Raw genomic sequence first — 20,805 nt, 5'->3', positions numbered from 1 at the left:
GTGATTGGCGTGGTGAAATCGGGCAGGGGCTGAGGCAGACGGCCGATGTAGGGCACTGTGGGGAGCATGCCGATGAGGACAGAGCTCGACCGCCTCGCGGGTGGGGCACACCACGATCCGCATTCGATTCTGGGCGCGCATCCCGGAGGTGGTGGCGTCGCCTTCCGCACGTTGCGGCCCCTGGCCGAGCGGGTGGAGGTGGTCCTCGACGACGGCTCCGCCCACGCCATGGCGCACGTGGCGCACGGGGTGTTCGAGGTCGTGCTCCCCGGGCTGGACAAGGTGCCCTCGTACACCCTGCGCATCCGGTACGGCGGGGCCGTGCCGTACGAGGTGAAGGACCCGTACCGGCACTGGCCGACGCTGGGCGAGATCGACCTGCACCTGATCGGCGAGGGCCGCCACGAGCGGCTGTGGGAGGCGCTCGGCGCGCGGGTGCTGACCCACGAGGACGTCGAGGGGACCGCGTTCGCCGTCTGGGCGCCCAACGCGCGGGGCATCCGGGTGGCCGGCGACTTCAACCACTGGGACGGCGCCGCCTATCCGATGCGCTCGCTGGGGCGGTCCGGGGTCTGGGAGTTGTTCATTCCGGGAGTCGGCGCGGGTGAACGGTACAAGTTCCAGATCCTGGGCGCCGACGGGGTGTGGCGCGACAAGGCGGATCCGATGGCCAGGCGCACCGAGACGCCGCCGCAGACCGCCTCGGTGGTGGAGCAGTCGGCCTACACCTGGGGCGACGACGACTGGCTGGCGGCCCGGCGGGAGTCACCGGCGCAGCAGCGGCCGATGAGCATCTACGAGGTGCATCTGGGCTCGTGGCGGCCGGGGCTGGGGTATCGGGAGCTGGCCGAGCAGCTCACGGACTATGTCAGCGAGATGGGCTTCACCCACGTGGAGTTCATGCCGGTGGCCGAGCATCCCTTCGGCGGTTCCTGGGGCTACCAGGTGACCTCCTACTACGCGCCGACGGCGCGGTTCGGGCGGCCGGACGACTTCCGGCATCTCGTGGACCGGCTGCACCAGGCGGGCATCGGGGTGCTGCTGGACTGGGTGCCGGCGCACTTCCCGATGGACGACTGGGCGCTGGCCCGCTTCGACGGCACCCCGCTCTACGAGCACGCCGACCCGGCCCGTGGCGAGCATCCCGACTGGGGCACCTACGTCTTCGACTTCGGCCGCTCGGAGGTGCGCAACTTCCTGGTGGCCAACGCGACCTACTGGCTCAAGGAGTTCCACATCGACGGCCTGCGCGTGGACGCGGTGGCCTCGATGCTCTACCTGGACTACTCCCGGCGCGAGGGCGAGTGGACGCCCAACGTGTACGGCGGGCGGGAGAACCTCGACGCGGTGGAGTTCCTGAAGGAGATGAACGCGGTCGCCTACCGGGAGGCGCCGGGCATCTCCACGGTGGCCGAGGAGTCGACCGCCTGGCCGGGGGTCTCGCGGCCGGTGCACCTGGGCGGGCTGGGGTTCGGCTTCAAGTGGAACATGGGCTGGATGCACGACACCCTCGCCTATCTCCGGCATGAGCCGATTTTCCGGCAGTACCACCACCATCAGATGACCTTCTCCCTCATGTACGCCTACAGCGAGAACTTCGTGCTGCCGCTGTCCCATGACGAGGTCGTGCACGGCAAGGGGTCGCTGCTGGGCAAGATGCCGGGCGACGAATGGCAGCGCTTCGCGCAGTTGCGGGCACTGCTGGCGTTCATGTGGGCGCATCCGGGCAAGCAACTGCTGTTCATGGGCGGGGAGTTCGGGCAGGGCTCGGAGTGGTCGGAGGAGCGCGGGCTCGACTGGTGGGTGCTGGAGTTCGACGGGCACCAGGGCGTGCAGCGGCTGGTGCGCGATCTGAACCGCGTCTACCGGGAGACTCCGGCGCTGTGGGAGCAGGACTGCACGCCCGAGGGCTTCCGGTGGATCGACGCCGACGACGCCCCGGGCAACACGTTCTCGTTCGTGCGCTACGCGGCCGACGGGTCGGCGCTGGCGTGCGTGGTCAACTTCAGCGGGGCGCCGCACGAGGAGTACCAGCTCGGCCTGCCGTACGGCGGGGCATGGGAGGAGATCGTCAACACCGACGCCTACGACTACGCGGGCAGCGGCGTCGGCAACCTGGGCGAGGTGGAGGCGACGGAGGAGTCGTGGCACGGGCTGCCGTTCTCGGCGGTGTTGCGGGTGCCGCCGCTGGGCGCGGTGTGGCTCCTTAAGAGAAGTTCAAGCGAGGCTTAAATGGATCATCCGGGCATTGCCCTCGTGAGGCGATGATCCTTACGCTTCCCCCCAGCAATCTGAGGCCCCCTCAGCCCCCTGCCAGGCTAGGGGGCCTCAGATTGCGTCAGCCTCTGTGCTTGAGCGGCAAATCACCATAAAATCCGCTCCGAGATCATCCCTCTCGGAGGACGAGTGCGACTTCGACGACTGATCGCGGCCGCGGCCGCGGCCGCGATCGCCGCCATGCTCCCGGCCACCCCCGCCTTCGCCGACGACCCACCGGCCGTGGACAAGCTCGAAGAGGGGTTATCCGCGGGCGCCGGCGCCGTGCGCGCCATCGTCGAACTCGCCGACCCGGCCCAGAACGCCCCCATCGCCGGGGCCGCCGTCGCGCAGGACATGCAGGTGATGCTTCAGCCGACGACCCAGCCGTTCGTCGTCGTCAACGGCACTCCGGAGGAACTGGCCGAGCTGGCGGCCGACCCGCGGGTCACCTCCGTGCGCCGTGACCGCGCCTACCCGCCCACGCTGGCCTCCAGCCTCAAGCAGATCGGCGCCGACCAGGCCCACGCCCAGGGCTTCACCGGCAAGGGTCAGGCGGTCGCCGTTCTGGACACCGGCGTCGACATCGACCACCCGTTCCTGCAGAACCGGGTCGTGGCCGAAGCCTGCTTCTCCGCCGTGGACGCCGGGGTGGAGTCGCTCTGCCCCAACGGCCAGCCCGCCCAGATCGGCACCGGCAGCGCCGACGCCGAGGGCCCCAAGTGCCTGGCGGACGGCGTCAACCTCTGCGACCACGGTACCCACGTGGCCGGCATCGCCGCGGGCAGCGGCGGCGTGGCGCCGGGCGCCGGGATCATCGCGGTGCAGGTGTTCAGCCGGGTCAACGACCCCGAGACGTGCGGCGACATCACCTCGTCCTGCCTGCTGGCCTACGAGTCGTCGCTCCTGCTGGCCATGGAGCACGTCGCGAACCTGACCTCCGCCCACTCCATCGCCGCCGTCAACCTGAGCCTCGGCGGCTGGCCGAACGTCAGCGCCTGCGACGACAGCGAGGAAGGTCTCGCCTTCAAGCCCAGGGTGGACGCGCTGCTGGCCAAGGGCGTGGCGACCGTGGTGGCCGCGGGCAACGAGTCCTATGACGGCGCCTCCTACCCGGCCTGCGTCAGCACGACGGTGGCCGTCGGCGCCAACGACGACGGCGATCGCATCGCGGACTTCTCCAACCGGGGCTCGATGGTGGACCTGTTCGCGCCGGGGGTGGACATCGAGTCCTCGGTGCCGGACGACCAGACGGCCACGCACTCCGGGACCTCCATGGCCGCGCCGCATGTCGCCGGGGCGCTGGCCGTACTGAAGGCGCAGTCGCCGCAGACGCCGATGCCCGAGCTGATCGAGAAGCTCAGGACCTCCGGCCGCCCCTACTCCTACGACGGGATCACCACGCCCCGCCTCGACCTGCTCGGGGCGCTGACCGGCGCGGCGCCCGGCGGCCCGATCGAGCAGAACCCGGGCGGCGGCGACCCCGATCCCGGCGACGGCGGTGACGACGGCGAGGGCGGCGGTCCCGACCCGGGTCCGAGCGGTCCCACCCCGGCGCCGCAGCCCGAGCAGCCCAACCCGACGCCGCGCCCGCTGCCGACGGTCACCGTGACGGTGACGGTCACGGCCAAGGTGCCCGCCCCCGTCTGCAAGCGTGGTACGGCAGGCGCCAAGCTGTCCGCCAAGCAGTGGGCGGTGGAGATTCACCGGGGCAGCGGCACGATGCCCGACGCCACGCTCATCTGCTACCTGCAGATGGTCGGCAAGGCCAGCAAGGTCTTCCCCGAGGTGACCAGGGCCTCGACGCTGGGCACCGCCTACCGGGTGCTCAGGGACACCTCGAGCGCACGGGCCAAGAAGGACTCCGCGCTGCTGCGCGCCTGGCTGAACTGGGCGAACGGCTCGCGGACGCTGGCGGTGACACTGGCGGCGGAGAAAGCGCGGCTGCGTGTCAAGAAGTGACCGCACTGGGAAGCGATATGTCACTTAGGGTGTGATTTATGGACCCAGGCAAGGCTATCTTCGAGACCGTTGACAAGCTTCGCCAGCGCCGCACCGCCCCGCTGGTGCTGGAACTGGACCTCACCGAAGGGCTCACCGAGGGCCCGCCGGCGGATCCGCTCTCGGCCGTGCTGTCCATGCGCAAGCCTCGCCTGGCCGACATCCTGGCCGGGCTCAAGCGCGCCAGGCAGGACTCCCGGGTCAAGGCGCTCGTCGTCAAGATCGGCGGCCAGCCGCTCGGGCTCGGCATGGTGCAGGAGCTGCGCCAGGCCGTCATCCACTTCCGCACCTCCGGGAAGCTGACCGTCGCCTTCTCCGAGACGTTCGGCGAGTTCGGCAACGGCACCGTCCCCTACTACCTCGCCTCCGCCTTCGAGCGGGTCTACCTGCAGCCCAGCGGCGACGTCGGGCTCACCGGAATCGCCCTGGAGCAGCGCTTCATCAAGAACGCCCTGGGCAAGGCGGGCATCGCCTACGAAGGCGGGCAGCGGCACGAGTACAAGACCGCGGCCAACATGTTCACCCAGGACCACATGACCGAGCCGCACCGCGAGTCGCTCACCCGCATCGCCGAGTCGGTCGTCGAGCAGGTCGTCGCCGGCATCGCCGACGGGCGGCGGCTCGACACCGAGAAGGTGCGCGAGCTGCTCGACCGGGGGCCGTTCATCGGGGCCGAAGCGGTCGAGGCCGGGCTCGTGGACCGGCTCGCCTACCGCGACGAGGTCTACGACGAGGTCAAGAAGGCCGCCGGTGGCGAGTCGATCCTGTTGTTCGTCTCCCGGTATGCCAGGACGTCGGCCGTACGGAAGCTGCCGCAGCCCGGGGCCGACACGGTCGCGCTCGTGCACGGCAGCGGGCCCATCAGGATGGGCCGCAGCGGACGCAGCCCGCTCGGCGGTGGCGGCGGCGCCATGGGCTCGGACACGATCGCCGCGTCCCTGCGCGCGGCGCGCAGGGACGAGCACGTCAAGGCCGTGGTGTTCCGCGTGGACAGCCCCGGCGGCTCCTACGTGGCCTCCGACACGATCTGGCGCGAGGTCGCGCTGACCCGCAAGACCAAGCCGGTGATCGTCTCGATGGGGGACGTGGCCGCGTCCGGCGGCTACTTCGTCGCGATGGGCGCCGACGTCATCGTCGCCCAGCCCGGGACGCTGACGGGCTCGATCGGCGTCTTCGGCGGCAAGCCCGTGCTGGCGGAACTGCTGGAGAAGATCGGGGTCACCTCCGAGCAGATCGCCGAGGGAGCCAACGCCGGGATGTTCTCGACCAGCCGCGCCTTCTCCCCGGGCCAGTGGGACCGGGTCAACGCCTGGCTGGACCGGATCTACGATGACTTCGTGGGCAAGGTCGCCGAAGGGCGCAACCTCACCCGCGAACGGGCCCACGAGCTCGCCCGCGGCCGCGTCTGGACCGGCGCCGACGCCCGCGAGAGCGGGCTGGTCGACGAGCTCGGCGGGCTGGAGGACGCGCTGACGCTGGCCCGCAGGCGCGCCGGGCTGGCCGCCGACGCGCCCGTGCGCACCTACCCGCGGCTCAACCCGCTGGAGCGCCTGCGCGGGCCCGACTCCAGCGAAGATCGGGCGGCGGCGCTGGCCAGGGTACGCCTGGAAGCCTGGGGCCCGCTGGCCCGGCTGTCCGCCGAGCTCGGCCTCCCGCTCCAGGGGCCGCTGGCACTGCCCGCCTGGTATCAGATCCGCTGACGTACGGCGGGCCGCCTTCACTGGAGGCGGCGTCAGGCGGTCAGGCGGGGTTGCACCTCGTGCCGGCTCGCGGTCATCGCCGAGCGGGTCATGAGCGGCAGCCGGAGGACGAAGGTGGCACGGTCCTCGACCAGGAGCGTGCCGCCGTGCCGCCGGGCGATCTCGCGGGCGATCGGCAGCCCGAGGCCGCTGCCGCCCGGGTCTCTGACCCGGCCTTCGGCGAGGCGGGTGAAGCGCTGGAAGACCCGCTCTCTGTCCTCGGGGGCCAGGCCGGCGCCGTCGTCGGTGACCGCCAGCACGGCCTGCTCGCCGTCGGCCCCGACCCGCACGCTGACAGCGCTGTCGGCATGCCTGAGCGCGTTGTCCAGCAGGTTGACCAGGACGCGGGCGAGCTGCAGCCGGTCGCCTTCCACGACGACGCCGGCGGCCAGCTCGGTCAGCACGGTCTTGGCCGGGTGGCGGCGGGTGAGTTCGTCGGTGACCAGCGCGGCCAGGTCAACGGGCTCCGGGCGGGGTTCCATGCCGGCGTCGAGCCTGGCGACGGCCAGCAGGTCCTCGACCAGGAGTTGCAGCCGGTCGGCGGCACGGTCCACGGCTTCGAGCGCGGCGTGGGCGGCGCCGTCGGTCTCCATCAGCGCCAGGTCCACCTCGGCGCGCAGGCCCGTGATGGGGTTGCGCAGTTCGTGGGAGGCGTCGGCGACGAAGCTGCGCTGCTGGCTGAGGGCGCCGTCCAGGCGGTCGAGCGTCTGGTTCACCGTGGTCACCAGGGCGGCGATCTCGTCCTGCCGGCCGGTTTCCGGGACCCGGCGGTGCGGGTCGGTGGCGGTGATCTCGCTGAGCTCGGCTCTGATCGCCTCGACCGGCTTGAGCGCCCGCGACACCAGGACCCAGGTGAGGATCAGCACGGCGGCGACGCCCACCAGCGCGGCGGCGCTCAGCGCGAGCAGGCCGGGCACGTCGTGGAAGAACCCGGGTTTGGGCGTGGCCACGTAGACGGTGGCCGACGTGCCCTTGATGTCGGTGAACGTGAAGCCCACGGTGAGAAGCTCCTGACCGTCGTGCCGGACGACGCCGTCCCATCGGACGTCGCCCGCCGGTGGCCGCTGCCGGGTGATGGGGCCTTGCCCGGCCAGGTCGGGGGTGGACGCGAGGACCCGCCCGTCGTCGGCGACGATCTGGACGCACTGGCCGTTCACCTTGGGAATCGGGTTGGGCAGGACTCCCTCGACGGCCAGCAGGGCCATGCGGCGGGAGGCGGTGGCCAGTTGTGCGTTGAGTCCTTCGAGGTCGGTGCGATATCCCTGGGCAGCCAGACCGACACACAGCACCAGTCCGAGAAATGCGGAAACCAGCCCTGCGAGGACGCAACTGCGCGCGCGTAGGCTCACGCGTTTTCCCCCTTCGTGGCGTACACGAATGGAACGCCCGACACGGGGTAAAACTTCCGGATATTTCGTCGTTTAGGCAGGTCAGCGGGTACGGCGGAGCATCAAAGGCCCCACGGAAGCGTGCAATCCGCACGCGGGTAAAACCTCTTGGGAACGGCCATTCTTGAAATTCCTGTGACCAGAGTGAAAACTCAGACCGGCCGGTAGCGCCCGCGCAGCCGTACCAGAGGATCGAGGGCGGCCGTGACGTAATCCACGGCCAGCACGCTCGCCACGAACAACGTGTGGTCTCCCGCCGGCACCACCTGGGCGGTCTCCAGCTCCAGCGCCGCCACTCCCCCGCCCACGATCAGCGCCGAGGTGCGCGGCCCGCGGTGGTGGGGCACGCCGGCCACCAGGTGGCGGGCCGAGGGCCGCCCGGCGGCGGCGAAGCGGCTGGCGACGGCGGACTGGCCGGCGGAGAGCAGGGAGGCGGCCCAGAGGTCCTGGCGCAGCAGCACCTCGGCCAGGTAGCCGCGGCTGGCCAGGGAGACGAGGATCTGCGGGGGGTGCGCCGAGACGGACATCAGCGCGGACACCGTGGCCCCGAGGTCGTCGCGGTCGTCACGCACGGTGACGACCGCGACGCCGGCGGCCAGTTGGGCCATCGCCTCGGTGAACTCGCTCAACCTCAGCCGAGCCCGTTGGCGGTCAGCCACTCCTTGGCCACGACCGCGGGCTCATCCTTGTTGACCGAGATCTTCGTCATCATCTCCACCAGCGACTGCGTGGTGAGCTTGGCGGAGACGGCGTCGAGGGTGGTCTTGATGGTGTCGTTCGCGCCCGCCTTGAACAGCAGCGGGGTGACGTTCTGGGCGGGGAAGATGTTCTTCGGGTCCGCCAGCGGCACGAGCTTGTTGGCGATGATCTTCGGGTCGGTGGTGAAGACGTTGCCGGCCTGGATGGTGCCGTCCTTGATGGCGTCCGCGGTGGTGGGGCCGGTGGGCTTCCACTCCTTGAACTCCAGGCCGTACACCTCCTTGAAGCGGGCCTCCCAGCGCTTCTTGAACTCCGGCGGGCCGCCCACGACGAAGGTCTTGGACACCTTGGCCAGGTCCTCGATGGACTTCAGGGAGTCCTTCGTGGCGTTCGCCTCGCTCACCGACAGGCTGTCCTTGTCCTCGGCGGGCGAGGAGGTGAGGATCTCCAGGGTGTCGGGGAGCTTCTCCTTCAGCGCCGCGTCCACGTCCGCCGTGGTGGTGGCGGTGGTCTTCGGGTCGATGAAGGCCAGCAGGTTGCCGTTGTACTCGGGCACGATCGTCAGGCCACCGCTCTTGACCTGGTCGTAGACGACCTCGCGGCTGCCGATGCGGGGCTTCTCCTCAACCTGGACGCCCTTGGCCTCCAGCGCCTGGGCGTAAATGGAGCCGAGCAGCACGCTCTCGTCGAAGTCGAACGAGCCGATGACGGCCTTGCCGCCGCCGGCGCCACCCGTGGTCGCGGCACCGCTGGGCTGCGCGCTCGCGGTGTTCAGCGGGTTGCCTCCGGAGCCGGAGGATCCGCAAGCGGCCAGCGCCAGGCTGGCCGTCAGCAGCACCGCGGCGGTGCCGAACATGCGTTTCATCAGTATTTCCCTTCTTAGCGGGAGGTTAGGTAGGAGACTAGCGAACTCGAACTCGCTGACTAACCCCCGGAGAGACGCTCACCCGCTGGATGAAGGTGAACGCCAGCTGCACCACTAGGGCGAACAGCACAATCAATACGGAACCACCGACCACGCTCGCGTAATCCTTGGTGGCGAACCCGTCGATGACGAAGCGGCCCAGGCCGCCCAGGCCGACGTAGGCGGCGACGGTCGTGGTGGCCACCACCTGGATGGCCGACAGCCGCAGGCCCAGCAGGATCAGCGGCAGCGCCACCGGCACCAGCACGCGCCCGAGCACCTGCCCGCCGCGCAGTCCCATGCCGTAGGCGGCGTCGCGGAGCTCGGGATCGACGCCTCTGACCCCTTCGAAGGTGTTGACCAGGATCGGCGGGATGGCCAGCAACACCAGCGGGATGATCACCGGCAGGATCGAGGCGGTGCCCAGCAGCAGCACGAACAGCACGAGCATGCCCAGCGTCGGCAGCGCCCTGGCCAGGTTGGCCGAGATCACCACGACCACGCCGCCCCGGCCGGTGTGCCCGATCAGCAGGCCCAGCGGGATGGCGATGACGATCGCGAGCACCAGGGCCAGCAGGGAGTACTCCAGATGCTCCAGCAGCCGCATCGGGATGCCGCCCGGCCCGCTCCAGTTGGCCGGGTCGCCGAAGAAGTCCGTCAGCCAGTTCACGAGGCCCTCCTCGCCCGCACCCACGGCGTGAGCAGGCGCTGCGCCAGCACCAGCAGCCCGTCGGCGACCAGCGCCAGCAGCACGATGCCCACGATGCCCACGATGACCGGCGGCAGGAACGGGTTCTGGTAGGCCCGGGTGAACAACATGCCGAGCCCGCCCTGGCCGATCAGCGCGCCCACGCTGACCAGCGAGATGCTGGACACGGCGACGACCCGCAGCCCGGCCAGCACGACCGGGGTGGCGATGGGCAGTTCGACCTGCACCAGCCGCCGCACCGGCGTGAATCCCATCGCGACGGCCGACTGCCGCACGTGATCGGGAACGGCGGCCAGCCCGTCCACCACCGAGGGGATCAGCACGGCCATGGCGTAGAAGGTCAGCGGGATGATCACCGTGGTCTGCGACAGCCCGGTCACCGAGATCAGCAGCATGAACAGCGGCAGGGACGGCAGCGCGTAGATGACGTTCATCAACCCGGACGTCGGCTGATACAGCCACCGATACCGCACGCAGGCCAGCCCCAGCGGCAACGACAACGCCAGCGCCACCACGATCGGCACCAGCGACATCACCAGGTGGTCGCCGAGCAGGTTGCTGATGCTGCCCACGCGCCCGGTGTCCCAGTTGCGGGCGAACCACTCCCAGAGTGTCGGGGGCCCGTCAGACATCGGCGACCTCCGCGAGCGCCTCGTCCATCGCCTCCCGCGTGGCGACGCCGACCACCTTCCCGTCCTCGTCCACGGCCACCGCGCACCCGGAGGGCGACAGCAGGGCCGCGTCGAGCGCCGAGCGCATCGAGGCCGTGCCGTACGCGAAGGTTCCGTACGGCTCCCGCTCCTCCGGCCGCCGGGGCGTGACCCAGGCCACGGGCCGGTTGTCCGGCGTGACGATCAGCAGCCACGGCTCCTCGGACCCGGCCACCGGCCGGCCTTCCTGGATCGTGAGGTCGTTGCGCAGCCGCAGCCCCGCCGCCGGGATGAACTGCAGCCGCCGGATCCCCCGGTCGTGCCCCAGGAACTCGCGGACGAAGTCGTCGGCAGGCTCCGACAGCAGCGTCTTGGGATCGGCCAGCTGCGCCAGCCGTCCGCCCACCCGCAGGACGGCGACGCGGTCGCCGAGCTTGATCGCCTCGTCGATGTCGTGGGTGACGAACACGATGGTCTTGTTCAGCTCCGACTGGAGCTTGAGCAGCTCGTCCTGCAGGCTCGTGCGCACGATCGGGTCGACGGCGCTGAACGGCTCGTCCATGAGCAGCACGGGCGGATCGGCGGCCAAGGCCCTGGCCACGCCGACGCGCTGCTGCTGCCCGCCCGAGAGCTGGAACGGGTACCGCTGGGCCATCGACTCATCGAGGCCCACGACGTCCAGCAGCTCCATGGCGCGGTCGCGGGCCTTGTTCTTGTCCCAGCCGAGCAGGAAGGGGACCGTGGCGATGTTGTCCACGATCTTCCGGTGCGGGAAGAGCCCGGCCTGCTGGATGACGTACCCGATGCCGCGCCGCAACGTGGGCGGGTCGATCGTCTGTACGGCGGTGCCGTCCAGCAGGATCTGCCCCTCGGTCGCGTCGATCATGCGATTGATCATCCGCAGCGAGGTGGTCTTGCCGCACCCCGACGGCCCGACGAACACCGTGATCTGACCCGTCGGCGCCTCGAGGCTGAGGTCGTCCACGGCGACGGTTCCGTCTGGATAGCGCTTGGTGACTGAGTCGAACGTGATCACGCGTGACCTTCCGTTCGTGGCAGGACCGCAGCCCCCCTGCCACGTCCGCCGCATGATCTCTTGCGACCCTCACACTACGGCGATGGGACCGGTTCTGTCCCATCGGGCTCGGCTTAAACGGTTCACCTACCAGGGAGAATTCATATCAAATGCCGATCTAATAGTGCGCGGCACTGGTAAAACTTGGCATGATTGCCAACACGTCCTCCCTCCCGCATGTCCACCAGAGGATCCGGCCCAGTGACCCAGCCGCTCACCGATCAGCGCGCTCGCACCACCCTGATCGCCGAGCTCTACGACCGTCACGCCACCGGGCTGTTCGCGTACTGCGCGGACCAGCTCGGCGACCCAGGCGCCGCCGGGTACACGCTCGTCGCGGTGCTCTCCAGCGTGCCCGCGCAGCCGCCACCCCGCGCCGCCCTCTACGCCTTCGCCCGGCGCGAGATCCAGCGGCGCGACGTCGTGTACTCCCCGCCGCTCGTCGACCCGCTTACCGACCCCGCCTCCGCGCTGGTCGAGCGCGCCCTGCGCGAACTCCGCCCCCACCAGCGCGAGGTCCTCCTGCTGGTCGAGGTCTGCGGCCTCACTCGGGCCGAGCTGGCCTGGGTCCTGGAAGTCGCGCAGGACACCGCAGAAGAACTGGCCATGAGCGCCGCCCACTGCTTCCGCCGGTCGCTCTCCACCGCCCTGGCCTCGGTGGGCTCCCGCCTGCCCGCGCCTGTCGCCGACGTCTGCGGCGCCCTGGCGGTCGCACCGCTGCGCGACATCCTGTGCCGCCTCCCGTGGCCCGCGCCGCCCGCCTCGCTGCGGGTGCACGTCGCCGGCTCCCGTACGGCTACCGCCGCGCCGCTGTTCGTCAAGCCCCTCTGGCCGGCGCCGCCCCGGTGGCCGCAGCCCCTGGCCGACACGGACCCTCGCACGGCCACCGGCATCTTCCCCACCGACCTCCTGACCCCACCGTCAGGCCGGGCTCCCCACGACGCGACCACGGCCCCCATGCCCCGCCTCCGCGACGGCGCCCTGCCCACCTTCCCCGCGTTCCCGCCCCCCGGCCCCGCGTCCTCCGTCGCCTCCGAGGGCGCCGACTTCTCCGTCGGGGAAGAGGGCCTGCCTCCCCGGCCCAGGGTGCGGGACGGGCTGCCGCCCAGGAGCGGCTCCATGTTGTCGGCCCCGACGCCCGCCGACGTGCTGGACGACCCGCCCACCGACGTGCTGCCGCCCCTCGATCTGCCCGCGCCCGGCGACGTGCTGGTCCACAGCTCCCGGCAGGACCAGCCACCCGCATCCGGGCCGGGCGCGGCGCGACCCGGGCAGGACGAGCCCTTCTCCGCCTTCCTGCCCTACACCAGGCCGCCCCGCAAGCCCGCCGACGAGCCCGTCTACCGGCTGCCCATGCCCGCCGACATCCTGGCCGCCGGCGACCCCGACCTCGACCCGGCCGAACCGGACCACCCAGACCCGGACACCTGGGACGCCGGCGCCGCCTACCACGAACTGACCCGCCCCGCATCCGCGCCCGTCCAGCCCTCCGCACCCGGCCATGCCCACCCCGCACCCGGCCTGCCCGCCTCCGCACCCGGCCGGTTCCCTTCCGCCACCGGCCTGACCGGCGCCGCGCCGGAAACCCCCGCCGAAGACGCCCTCAAGGCCCCGGCCAAGCGGACGCCTGCAGGATCCCGGCAGACGGCTCGCGCCACGAAGAAGCGCCCCAGGAAGCGCAAGCAACGCAAACCCCGCGACTGGGTGTGGGAGCTGGCCGGGTTCGTCATCTGCGTGCTCATCGCCATGCTGGTCTTCTTCGCGGTCCCCGGCATCGGTTCCCCCTGACCTCTGCCAAAGGGGGGCGAGCGGGTCAGCCCGCCGACAGGATGAGGCCGCTCGTGGGCACCCCGGTGCCTGCGGTGACCAGGACGTTCGCGACGTCCTTCACCTGGTTGACCGAGGTCCCCCTGACCTGCCGGACCGCCTCGGCGATGCCGTTCATCCCGTGGATGTACGCCTCCCCGAGCTGCCCTCCATGCGGGTTCACCGGCAACCGACCATCCAGCTCGATCCCGGCGTCCCGCACGAACCCGGCCGCCTCCCCCCGTCCGCAGAACCCCAGCTCCTCCAGCTGCGTCAGCACGAACGGCGTGAAGTGGTCATACAGAATGGCCGTCTGAACATCCCCCGGCCTCAGCCCGGACCGCTCCCACAGCCGCCGCCCGACCACCCCCATCTCCGGCAACCCGGTCATGTCATCCCGGTAGTAGCTGGTCATCATCATCTGCCCGGCCCCCGACCCCTGGGCCGCCGCCGCGATCACCGCCGGCGAGCGCCGCAGGTCCCGCGCCCGCTCCTCGGACGTCACCACCAGCGCCACCGCCCCGTCGCTCTCCTGGCAGCAGTCCAGCAAGTGCAGCGGCTCCACGATCCACTTGGACGCCTGATGGTCGGCCAGCGTGATCGGCCGCCCGTGGAACCAGGCGGCCGGGTTGGTGGCCGCGTGCCGCCGCATCGCGACGGCGACCCTGCCGAAGTCCTCGGAGGTGGCGCCGTAGACGTGCATGTACCGGCGGGCGAACATGGCAACCCACGCCGCCGGCGTCATCAGTCCGTACGGCACGTGCCAGCTCATCTCCAGCCCCTGCGAGGACGGCTCCCCGCCCAGCCGGGCGTCCGGCTGCCCGAAGCGCCGGCCGGAGCGTTCGTTGAAGGCCCGGTAGCAGACGACCGTCCGCGCCATCCCCGTGGCCACGGCCATGGCGGCGTGCATGACCGTGCCGCAGGCCGCGCCGCCGCCGTAGTGGACCCGGGAGAAGAAGTCCAGGTCGCCGATCCCCACCTCGCGGGCGACGGCGATCTCCTGGTTGCTGTCCTGGGTGTAGGTCACCATGCCGTCCACGTCGGCCGGGGAGAGGCCGGCGTCGTCCAGGGCGGCGAACACGGCCTCAGCGGCCAGCCGCAGCTCCGACCGGCCCGATTCCTTGCTGAATTCGGTGGCGCCGATCCCGGCGATGGCAGCGTTCACGACAGACCCCTTAGGTGGTGAAGGCGGGCCGTGGCGGCGGGCACCACGTCCGACGTGAGAAGCGATCCCCCCGACCGGCGCCCGCCCGCGTCGGCGGGTGGTGGTGGGGCGGCTCCGCCGTAATCGTGGGGCCGGGAGGGATACGCACGGCGAGAGGACCGTGCGGGAGGTTCAGCAGGACGGTCGGACCAGAGGCCGTCAGGTGGGGAGGGTGATGGTTACGGCGCCGGTTGCGTGGTTGCCCAGGGAGACCTGGCCGCGGACGTCCACCGTGAACGTGTCGTCCTCGCGGGCGATCACCGAGCCGGACAGCGTGAGCAGGTCGCCCGCGTAGGCCGGAACCCCCAGCTTCACGTTGATCTTGCGGACCAGCGCCTCGGGGCCGGCCCAGTCGGTGACGAAGCGTTCGACCAGGCCCATGGTGGTCAGGATGTTGAGGAAGATGTCCTGGGATCCCTGGGCGCGGGCGAGTTCGACGTCGTGGTGGACGGGGGTGAAGTCCATGGTGGCGATCGCGCTCGAGATCACCAGGGTAGGGGTGAGGCTGATGGCCAGTTCGGGCAGGGATGTCCCGACCTTGATCTCCTCACCGGTCAACGTCCGCATCATGACTCCCGTGGCGTCCACATCGGAAGGGTCAGTTCGTCATCCATTGCGCGATACGTTGTCCGCACCGTCATACCGATACCCACCGATTCAACCGGACAGTCCACAATGTTACCCACAATTCGCACACCTTCCCGGAGTTCCACGACGGCTACGACATATGGTGTGTCGCGTCCTGGAACCGGAGGATTGTGGTGGACGACGTAGCTGTAAACGGTTCCGTCGCCGCTGACGACCGCGTAGCTCCTGTTCGTGGAACGGCAGGCGGGGCAGACCGGGCCCGGGGGGTGGCGGAGTTCGCCGCAGTCGGCGCAGCTTTGGATGCGCAATTCACGCTGGTGGACGCCATCCCAAAAGAACTGGGTGTCCCGGTTGATGGCCGGTTTCAGGGGATAGGACTTCTTCGGTGCTTTCTTGGGTGCTGGGCGAAATTTCAGGATCCGGAAGAGCATCTCTGCCACCGGCTCATCGAACTGGTCGTACCACGTGACATTCCATGTGGCGAAATATCCTTCGCCGAGCGCGGTTTTCTTGGGCCCCGCCAGACTCGTGAACCGCGTGGCCGGGGTCAGCAGGTCGCCCAGGCGGGCATAGCGGTGATACGTCTGCTCGCAGTTGGTCGCCACCACGCCCGTGAACCCCTGGGAGTCCAGCTCGGCCAGCACCTCGTCCACCGGCGACCGATCCCGCCCGTCCCTCCTGACGCCGCCCATCGTCCACACCTGCGCCATGGCCGGAGGTGCCACCCCTTTGTCGAGATAAAGCGGGTTCCGATCACCCATGGCGTCCAGCCAGTGCCGGATCATCGCCTCGTTGACCGGATCGGCGGCAGGCAGCCCACGCAGCTCCCCGGCCGCGATCTGCCGCTCGGCCAACGCCCGAAGACGCTCGCCGGACGCGTCGGGCTCGCCGGGTGCGTGCCGGTCGGGTGCGTGCCGATCGGGCGCGTGCCGGTCGGGTGCGTGCCGATCGGGCGCGTGCCGATCGGGCGCGTGCCGGTCGGGTTGGCCGGGCGTGTGCTGGTCGGGGGTCATCGGGGCGGCCTCGGGAGGCTCAGGCCCAGCATCGCGATCAGTTCCCGCTGCACCTCGTTGACCCCGCCCCCGAACGTCAGCACCACGGCCCCCTTCACCCCATGGTCCAGCCGATCGAGCAGCTCGGCCGTCTCCGGGTCGGCGGGGTCGCCGAAGCGCGCCAGGATGTCGCCGACGATCCGCCCGATCTCCTGCATCCGCTCCGACCCGTAGATCTTGGTGGCGGACGCGTCGGGCGCCCCCAGCCAGCCGAGGTCCATGTTGGCCGCGACCTGCCAGTTCAGCAGCTCGTTCGTCCGGAAATATGCCCACACGCGGCCCAGTGCCCGTCGCACGTCAGGGTGCGTGTCGTTGCCGGTCCTGCGGGCCCAGGCCAGGAACCGGTCATACGTCTGCCCGAGGTTCCCGGCCGGGCCCAGCGTCACGCGCTCGTGGTTGAGCTGGTTGACGATGAGGTCCCAGCCCTTGTCCACCTCGCCCACGACCATGTCCACCGGCACCCGTACGTCCTGGTAATACGTGGCGTTCGTGTGGTGCCGGCCGTCCATGGTGACGATCGGCGTCCACGAGAACCCGGGGTCCTCCGTGGCGGCGATCATCATGGTGATGCCCTTGTGCTTCTTGGCCTGGGGGTTCGTCCGCGCCGCCAGCCAGATGTACTGGGCGTAGTGGGCGCCCGAGGTGAACACCTTCTGCCCGTTGACCACGTAGTGGTCGCCGTCGAGCACCGCCGTGGTCCGCAGCGAGGCCAGGTCCGTGCCCGCCTCCGGCTCGCTGTAGCCGATGGCGAAGTGGCATTCGCCCGCCAGGATGCGCGGCAGGAAGAACTCCTTCTGCGCCGCCGTGCCGTACTGCATCAGCGTGGGACCGACCGTCTGCACGGTGATGATCGGGTACGGCACGCCGGCCCGGGCGATCTCGTTGGCGAAGATCTGCTGTTCGAGGGGTCCGTAGCCGGCGCCACCGTACTCCTTGGGCCAGCCGAGGCCGAGCTTGCCGTCGCGGCCGAGGCGGCGGCAGTGCTCCATGTACGCCTCGCCGAACGGGTCTTCGGCGATCTTCTTGCGGTCGTCGCCGGTGAGACAGGCGTGGAAGTAGGCGCGCAGCTCGTCCCGCAACCGCTTCTGCTCGGGGATGAGGTCGATCAGCATCAGGCGAGCGCTCCGATCAGGTCCAGCTGGGCGTCGGCGCCGCCGAGCAGATGGGACAGGTGCTTGGCGTGCGCGAAGCTCTTGTGCAGGGGGTAGGTGACGTCGAGGCCGAGGCCGCCGTGCAGGTGCTGGCAGGTGAACAACGCCGTGAACGCCTCGCTGACGTGGTAGGCGGCCAGGGCGACGTCCCCGGCGGGGCCCTGGTTGTCCACGCCCCAGGCGGCCGACCACATCGCCACGTCCAGGGCCCGCGAGGCGATGTAGACGTCGGCGATCTGCATCGTGACCGCCTGGAACTCCGCCAGCGACCGGCCGAACTGCTTCCTGGTCTTGATGTAGTCCTTGGTCAGCTCCAGCGCCCCGGCCAGGACGCCACTGGCCTGCGCGGCCACCGCGGTCATGTAGATCAGCAGGGCGCCCTCGGCGTCGTCGGCGACCTTCTCGGCCGGGGTCCGGTCGAACACCAGCGTGGCCAGCGGCTCCCCCGTCGAGGCGAACTCCGGCACCACCTCATCGGGCCTGGCCAGGAACAATCCCTCGGCCGCCGAGACCAGCGCCACGTCCGCCACCGCTCCGTACGGCACGGCGCACTTGCGGCCGGTCAGCGCCCAGCCGCCGGAGTAGAGGGCACGGGTCTCCGGCGGGTCGGCCGGCGCCCGGCCCGGCTCCTTCAGCGCCACGGTGCTCACCCTGGCCTGGCCGAGGCGCGCCTGCTGCTCACGCGTGCCGTACCGGGTGATCGTCAGTGAGGCGGCCAGGACGGGCAGGGCGGGCAGGTCGCGGGCGCCTATCTCGCGCAGCACGACCGCCATTCCGACCGCGCCGAGCCCGGCGCCGCCCACCTCCTCGGGCAGGCAGACGCCGAGCAGGCCCGCCTCCCGGAGCCGGTCCTCACCGGCGTCCCTGGCCAGCAGATCCACGGCGAGTTCGCGCAGCTCTTGCTGCGTGTCGTCCAAGGCGAAATCCATCAGGTCTCCAAGAGGTGCCGCCGCCCGTGCCGGGCGAACTCGGTCTCGATCTCCACGACGTCGTCGCCGGTCAGCGGGCGGTAGCCGGTGGGCGTGCGCAGGTAGAGGGGGTCGGTGGTGGCGTGCCAGGCTTGCCGGGCCAGGAGGCGCTTGATCACCTTGTGAGAAGGCGTGAGGGGAAACTCCCGGCAGACCCGGATATATCGGGGTATGGCTTTTATGCCCAGATCCTGGCGGGACTCCAGGAACGCGCCCAGAGCCGTGACGTCGAACTCCCGACCGGCGGGGATGAGCGCCAGCATCACCTGATCGCCCGCCGCCGAGTCGGGCACCGGATACACCGCCGCCTCCAGCACACCCGGCGCCTCCCGCGCCACGGCCTCGATCGGGGCGACCGCGAGGTTCTCCCCGTCCACGCGTAACCGCTCGGTGCCCCGGCCGGCGAAGAAGACGTATCCCTCTTTATCCGCATAGGCCAGGTCGCCAGACCAGTACGCACCCTCCCGGATCCGCTCGGCATCGGCCTCCGGGTCGTTGTAGTACCCGTCGAACAACCCCAGCCCCCGGACGTTGACGAGCTCCCCGACGGCCTCGCCCGCGTTCACGAGCCGCCCCTCCTCCAGTACGGCCGGCGGACAGCGTTCCCCGGTGACCGGATCCCGGATCTCGACCCCCTCCGGCAACCTCCCCAGGCACCCCGGCGGCCCCGAGGGATCGGGCGTGATGGAGACGGCCGTCTCGGTGGACCCGAACGCGTCGATGACGAAACACCCGAACCGCTCCCCGAACCGCCGGGTGGCCGTGGCGCTGCCTTCGTTGCCGAAGGCCAGTTTGAGCGGGTTGTCGGCGTCGTCACCGAGCTCCGGGGTGGCGAGCACGTAGGAGAGCGCCTTGCCGACGTAGTGCAGATACGTGCACCCATATTTCCGGACATCCGGCAGCAGCCCCGAAGCCGAGAACCGCCTCCGCAGCACCAGCCCCGCCCCAGCCGCCACCGCCGGCGCATAGGCCGCCATGATCGCCCCGGAGTGGAACAACGGCATCGAGCAGTAGGCGACGTCCTCGGGGCCGAGCATGCGCGCCAGCGAGAGCCCGGGAACCGCGAGCTTCCGCTGCGTGACCCGCACCGCCCTGGGCCGCCCCGACGACGTCCCGGAGGTGAACACCAGCATGACCAGGTCACCGGGATCGGCGTCCCCGAGCTCAGACCGAGAGGGCTCCGCAACGGCCCGCCGTACCTCCTCCACAGCCGCCAGCCGGACGCCCAGCGCCGCCCCGATGGCCCGGGCGGCCTCCCCGTAAGGCTCGTCCCACACCACCAGCCCCACGTCGGCGGCCCGAGCGTCGCGAACCAGCTCAACCGGCGACCGCGTGGGATTGAGCGCGACCACCACGGCCCCGCCCAGCGCCGCCCCGCCCACCAGAAAGACCAGCTCAGGCACGTTGTCCAGCAGGACCCCGACATGCCCCGCCGACGCCCCCCAAAGGGCATACCGGTGACTCAGCGCCACATGCTCCCGCCAGGACCAGACCTGCTCTCCGTAGTAGAGCGACACCCGATCGTCATCGGCACGCGCGGCGAGCAGGGCGGCGAACGTGTCCGCGGTCATCCGACCTCCACCAAGCGCTCGGTCACCCATCAGCCGCAAAACTAGAACAGATTCTAATATCTGTCCAGCAACCGCAACCAATCAGAAAAGCTGACATCTCCCTGCAACATGAAAGACATGCACGTATGCGCTTTCTTTGTGACCCGCGAGTAACAAGCCGAGTTACGGAGAAATCAGATAACGTGTTCTTATGCGCACCCCGCCCGCGGCGATCTCAGCGCCCCCCAGCGATCACGAGGCGCCCATGGAGAGCCAGCAAGCCCCGGCCGGGTCGGGTGTCCGCACACGCAGCCAGCACCAGCGCCGCAAGCGCATCGTCCAGGCCGCCGCCGCCCTCGCCTCGAGAGGCGGCGTGGAAGCCATGCAGATGCGCACGGTCGCCGAACGCGCCGGCGTGGCCCTGGGCACCCTCTACCGCTACTTCCCATCCAAGATGGACCTGGTCGTAGCCGTGGTCGGCGAAGAGATCGACCTCCTGGAAAGCAGCATCGACCGCCGCCCGCCCAGCGCCGCCACCCCGGCGGGCCGCGCGGTGGACGTCCTGATGCGCGCCACCCGCGGCCTGATGCGCGAACCCGAACTCGCCGACGCCCTCATCCGCAGCCTGATCATGGCCGAGGTGGAGACCCCGTTCGGCGACCGCATGACCGGCCTCCTCCTGCGCGTCTCCGCCACCGGCCTGACCGCCGACAACGCCACAGAAGAACAACTCGCGCTGGCCGGCTCGCTGTCGAGCGTGTGGGTCCACGAACTCCTCGAAATGCTCCGCGGGCGCCGCACGTACGAGCAGATCCAGCGCCGCATCGAAATCGCCGCCGCCCGGCTCGTGTCCGACCTGTAGTGCTCCTCTCCGCCGTTCAGGATCAGCCTTCTTTACGGCGAAGCCACCTGAGCACCACCCGCCGTCGTGGGCGGGCGCCGATCGTGGGGATCGCTTCTCACGTCGGACGTGGCACTCGCCGCAACGGCGATGCGTAGACCACGGCCGTGCCCCACCCCGGCCACCGCCCCATCGCGCCGATCCCCGCCGCACCACGTCCCACC

The 20,805-nt window shown here is 70.5% G+C and carries 17 protein-coding genes; 5 read left to right on the top strand and 12 right to left on the bottom strand.

Annotation, left to right across the window (positions count from 1 at the left end; all coding sequences use genetic code 11):
* The first annotated feature begins 72 nt into the window (after positions 1-72).
* The 3 genes from glgB (at position 73) to sppA (ending at position 5,957) form a co-directional block, all read left to right on the top strand.
* The gene (glgB, locus tag FVE25_RS31615) at positions 73-2,232 is read left to right on the top strand and encodes a 1,4-alpha-glucan branching protein GlgB (protein ID WP_157250774.1); all 2,160 of its coding nucleotides are present in this window, start codon (positions 73-75) and stop codon (positions 2,230-2,232) included.
* A gap of 174 nt (positions 2,233-2,406) precedes the next feature.
* Positions 2,407-4,218 (top strand): S8 family peptidase, encoded by a 1,812-nt coding sequence (locus FVE25_RS31610; RefSeq protein WP_157250773.1) that lies wholly within the window; start codon positions 2,407-2,409, stop codon positions 4,216-4,218.
* A gap of 38 nt (positions 4,219-4,256) precedes the next feature.
* The gene (gene sppA, locus FVE25_RS31605) at positions 4,257-5,957 is read left to right on the top strand and encodes a signal peptide peptidase SppA (RefSeq protein WP_157250772.1); all 1,701 of its coding nucleotides are present in this window, start codon (positions 4,257-4,259) and stop codon (positions 5,955-5,957) included.
* A gap of 32 nt (positions 5,958-5,989) precedes the next feature.
* Here sppA and FVE25_RS31600 read toward each other — a convergent pair whose 3' ends face one another.
* From FVE25_RS31600 to FVE25_RS31575, 6 genes are all read right to left on the bottom strand, one after another.
* The gene (locus FVE25_RS31600; RefSeq protein WP_157250771.1) at positions 5,990-7,345 is read right to left on the bottom strand and encodes a sensor histidine kinase; all 1,356 of its coding nucleotides are present in this window, start codon (positions 7,343-7,345) and stop codon (positions 5,990-5,992) included.
* A 191-nt stretch (positions 7,346-7,536) separates the two neighbouring features.
* A complete protein-coding gene (locus FVE25_RS31595; protein WP_246267716.1) occupies positions 7,537-8,013 on the bottom strand; it encodes a flavin reductase family protein in 477 nt (158 codons plus the stop codon).
* 2 nt (positions 8,014-8,015) lie between these two features.
* Positions 8,016-8,948: an ABC transporter substrate-binding protein gene (locus tag FVE25_RS31590; protein ID WP_157250770.1), complete on the bottom strand. Its 933-nt coding sequence runs from the start codon at positions 8,946-8,948 to the stop codon at positions 8,016-8,018.
* A gap of 37 nt (positions 8,949-8,985) precedes the next feature.
* Positions 8,986-9,657: an ABC transporter permease gene (locus tag FVE25_RS31585; protein WP_157250769.1), complete on the bottom strand. Its 672-nt coding sequence runs from the start codon at positions 9,655-9,657 to the stop codon at positions 8,986-8,988.
* Complete coding sequence (locus FVE25_RS31580) at positions 9,654-10,328, bottom strand: ABC transporter permease (protein ID WP_157250768.1); 675 nt, start codon at positions 10,326-10,328, stop codon at positions 9,654-9,656. The genes FVE25_RS31585 and FVE25_RS31580 overlap by 4 nt, the downstream gene beginning before the upstream one ends.
* A complete protein-coding gene (locus tag FVE25_RS31575; protein ID WP_157250767.1) occupies positions 10,321-11,382 on the bottom strand; it encodes an ABC transporter ATP-binding protein in 1,062 nt (353 codons plus the stop codon). The genes FVE25_RS31580 and FVE25_RS31575 overlap by 8 nt, the downstream gene beginning before the upstream one ends.
* Before the next feature lie 240 nt (positions 11,383-11,622).
* Between FVE25_RS31575 and FVE25_RS31570 the strand changes: the two genes are divergently transcribed.
* Positions 11,623-13,209: a sigma-70 family RNA polymerase sigma factor gene (locus FVE25_RS31570; protein ID WP_157250766.1), complete on the top strand. Its 1,587-nt coding sequence runs from the start codon at positions 11,623-11,625 to the stop codon at positions 13,207-13,209.
* 25 nt (positions 13,210-13,234) lie between these two features.
* Here the strand turns inward: FVE25_RS31570 and FVE25_RS31565 are convergent, their stop codons facing one another.
* The 6 genes from FVE25_RS31565 to FVE25_RS31540 all read right to left on the bottom strand — a co-directional run bounded on the left by FVE25_RS31565 (position 13,235) and on the right by FVE25_RS31540 (position 19,761).
* Positions 13,235-14,392: a lipid-transfer protein gene (locus tag FVE25_RS31565; protein ID WP_157250765.1), complete on the bottom strand. Its 1,158-nt coding sequence runs from the start codon at positions 14,390-14,392 to the stop codon at positions 13,235-13,237.
* Positions 14,393-14,590: 198 nt separating this feature from the next.
* On the bottom strand, positions 14,591-15,001 hold the full coding sequence (locus FVE25_RS31560) for a MaoC/PaaZ C-terminal domain-containing protein (RefSeq protein WP_246267714.1): 411 nt from the start codon (positions 14,999-15,001) through the stop codon (positions 14,591-14,593).
* Complete coding sequence (locus tag FVE25_RS31555) at positions 14,998-16,032, bottom strand: bifunctional MaoC family dehydratase N-terminal/OB-fold nucleic acid binding domain-containing protein (protein WP_157250764.1); 1,035 nt, start codon at positions 16,030-16,032, stop codon at positions 14,998-15,000. The genes FVE25_RS31560 and FVE25_RS31555 overlap by 4 nt, the downstream gene beginning before the upstream one ends.
* A complete protein-coding gene (locus tag FVE25_RS31550) occupies positions 16,029-17,183 on the bottom strand; it encodes an acyl-CoA dehydrogenase family protein (RefSeq protein ID WP_157250763.1) in 1,155 nt (384 codons plus the stop codon). The genes FVE25_RS31555 and FVE25_RS31550 overlap by 4 nt, the downstream gene beginning before the upstream one ends.
* On the bottom strand, positions 17,183-18,151 hold the full coding sequence (locus FVE25_RS31545) for an acyl-CoA dehydrogenase family protein (RefSeq protein ID WP_157250762.1): 969 nt from the start codon (positions 18,149-18,151) through the stop codon (positions 17,183-17,185). Before FVE25_RS31545 ends, FVE25_RS31550 begins: the two co-directional genes overlap by 1 nt.
* A complete protein-coding gene (locus tag FVE25_RS31540) occupies positions 18,151-19,761 on the bottom strand; it encodes an AMP-binding protein (protein ID WP_157250761.1) in 1,611 nt (536 codons plus the stop codon). Before FVE25_RS31540 ends, FVE25_RS31545 begins: the two co-directional genes overlap by 1 nt.
* A 244-nt stretch (positions 19,762-20,005) precedes the next feature.
* Here FVE25_RS31540 and FVE25_RS31535 point away from each other — a divergent pair, with 244 nt between their 5' ends.
* A complete protein-coding gene (locus FVE25_RS31535) occupies positions 20,006-20,602 on the top strand; it encodes a TetR family transcriptional regulator (RefSeq protein WP_157250760.1) in 597 nt (198 codons plus the stop codon).
* Positions 20,603-20,805: the final 203 nt, after the last annotated feature.

Origin of the sequence: Nonomuraea typhae (assembly GCF_009760925.1) — a bacterium.
Lineage (GTDB): Bacteria > Actinomycetota > Actinomycetes > Streptosporangiales > Streptosporangiaceae > Nonomuraea > Nonomuraea typhae.
This window is presented reverse-complemented; position numbering and strand designations above follow the sequence as displayed.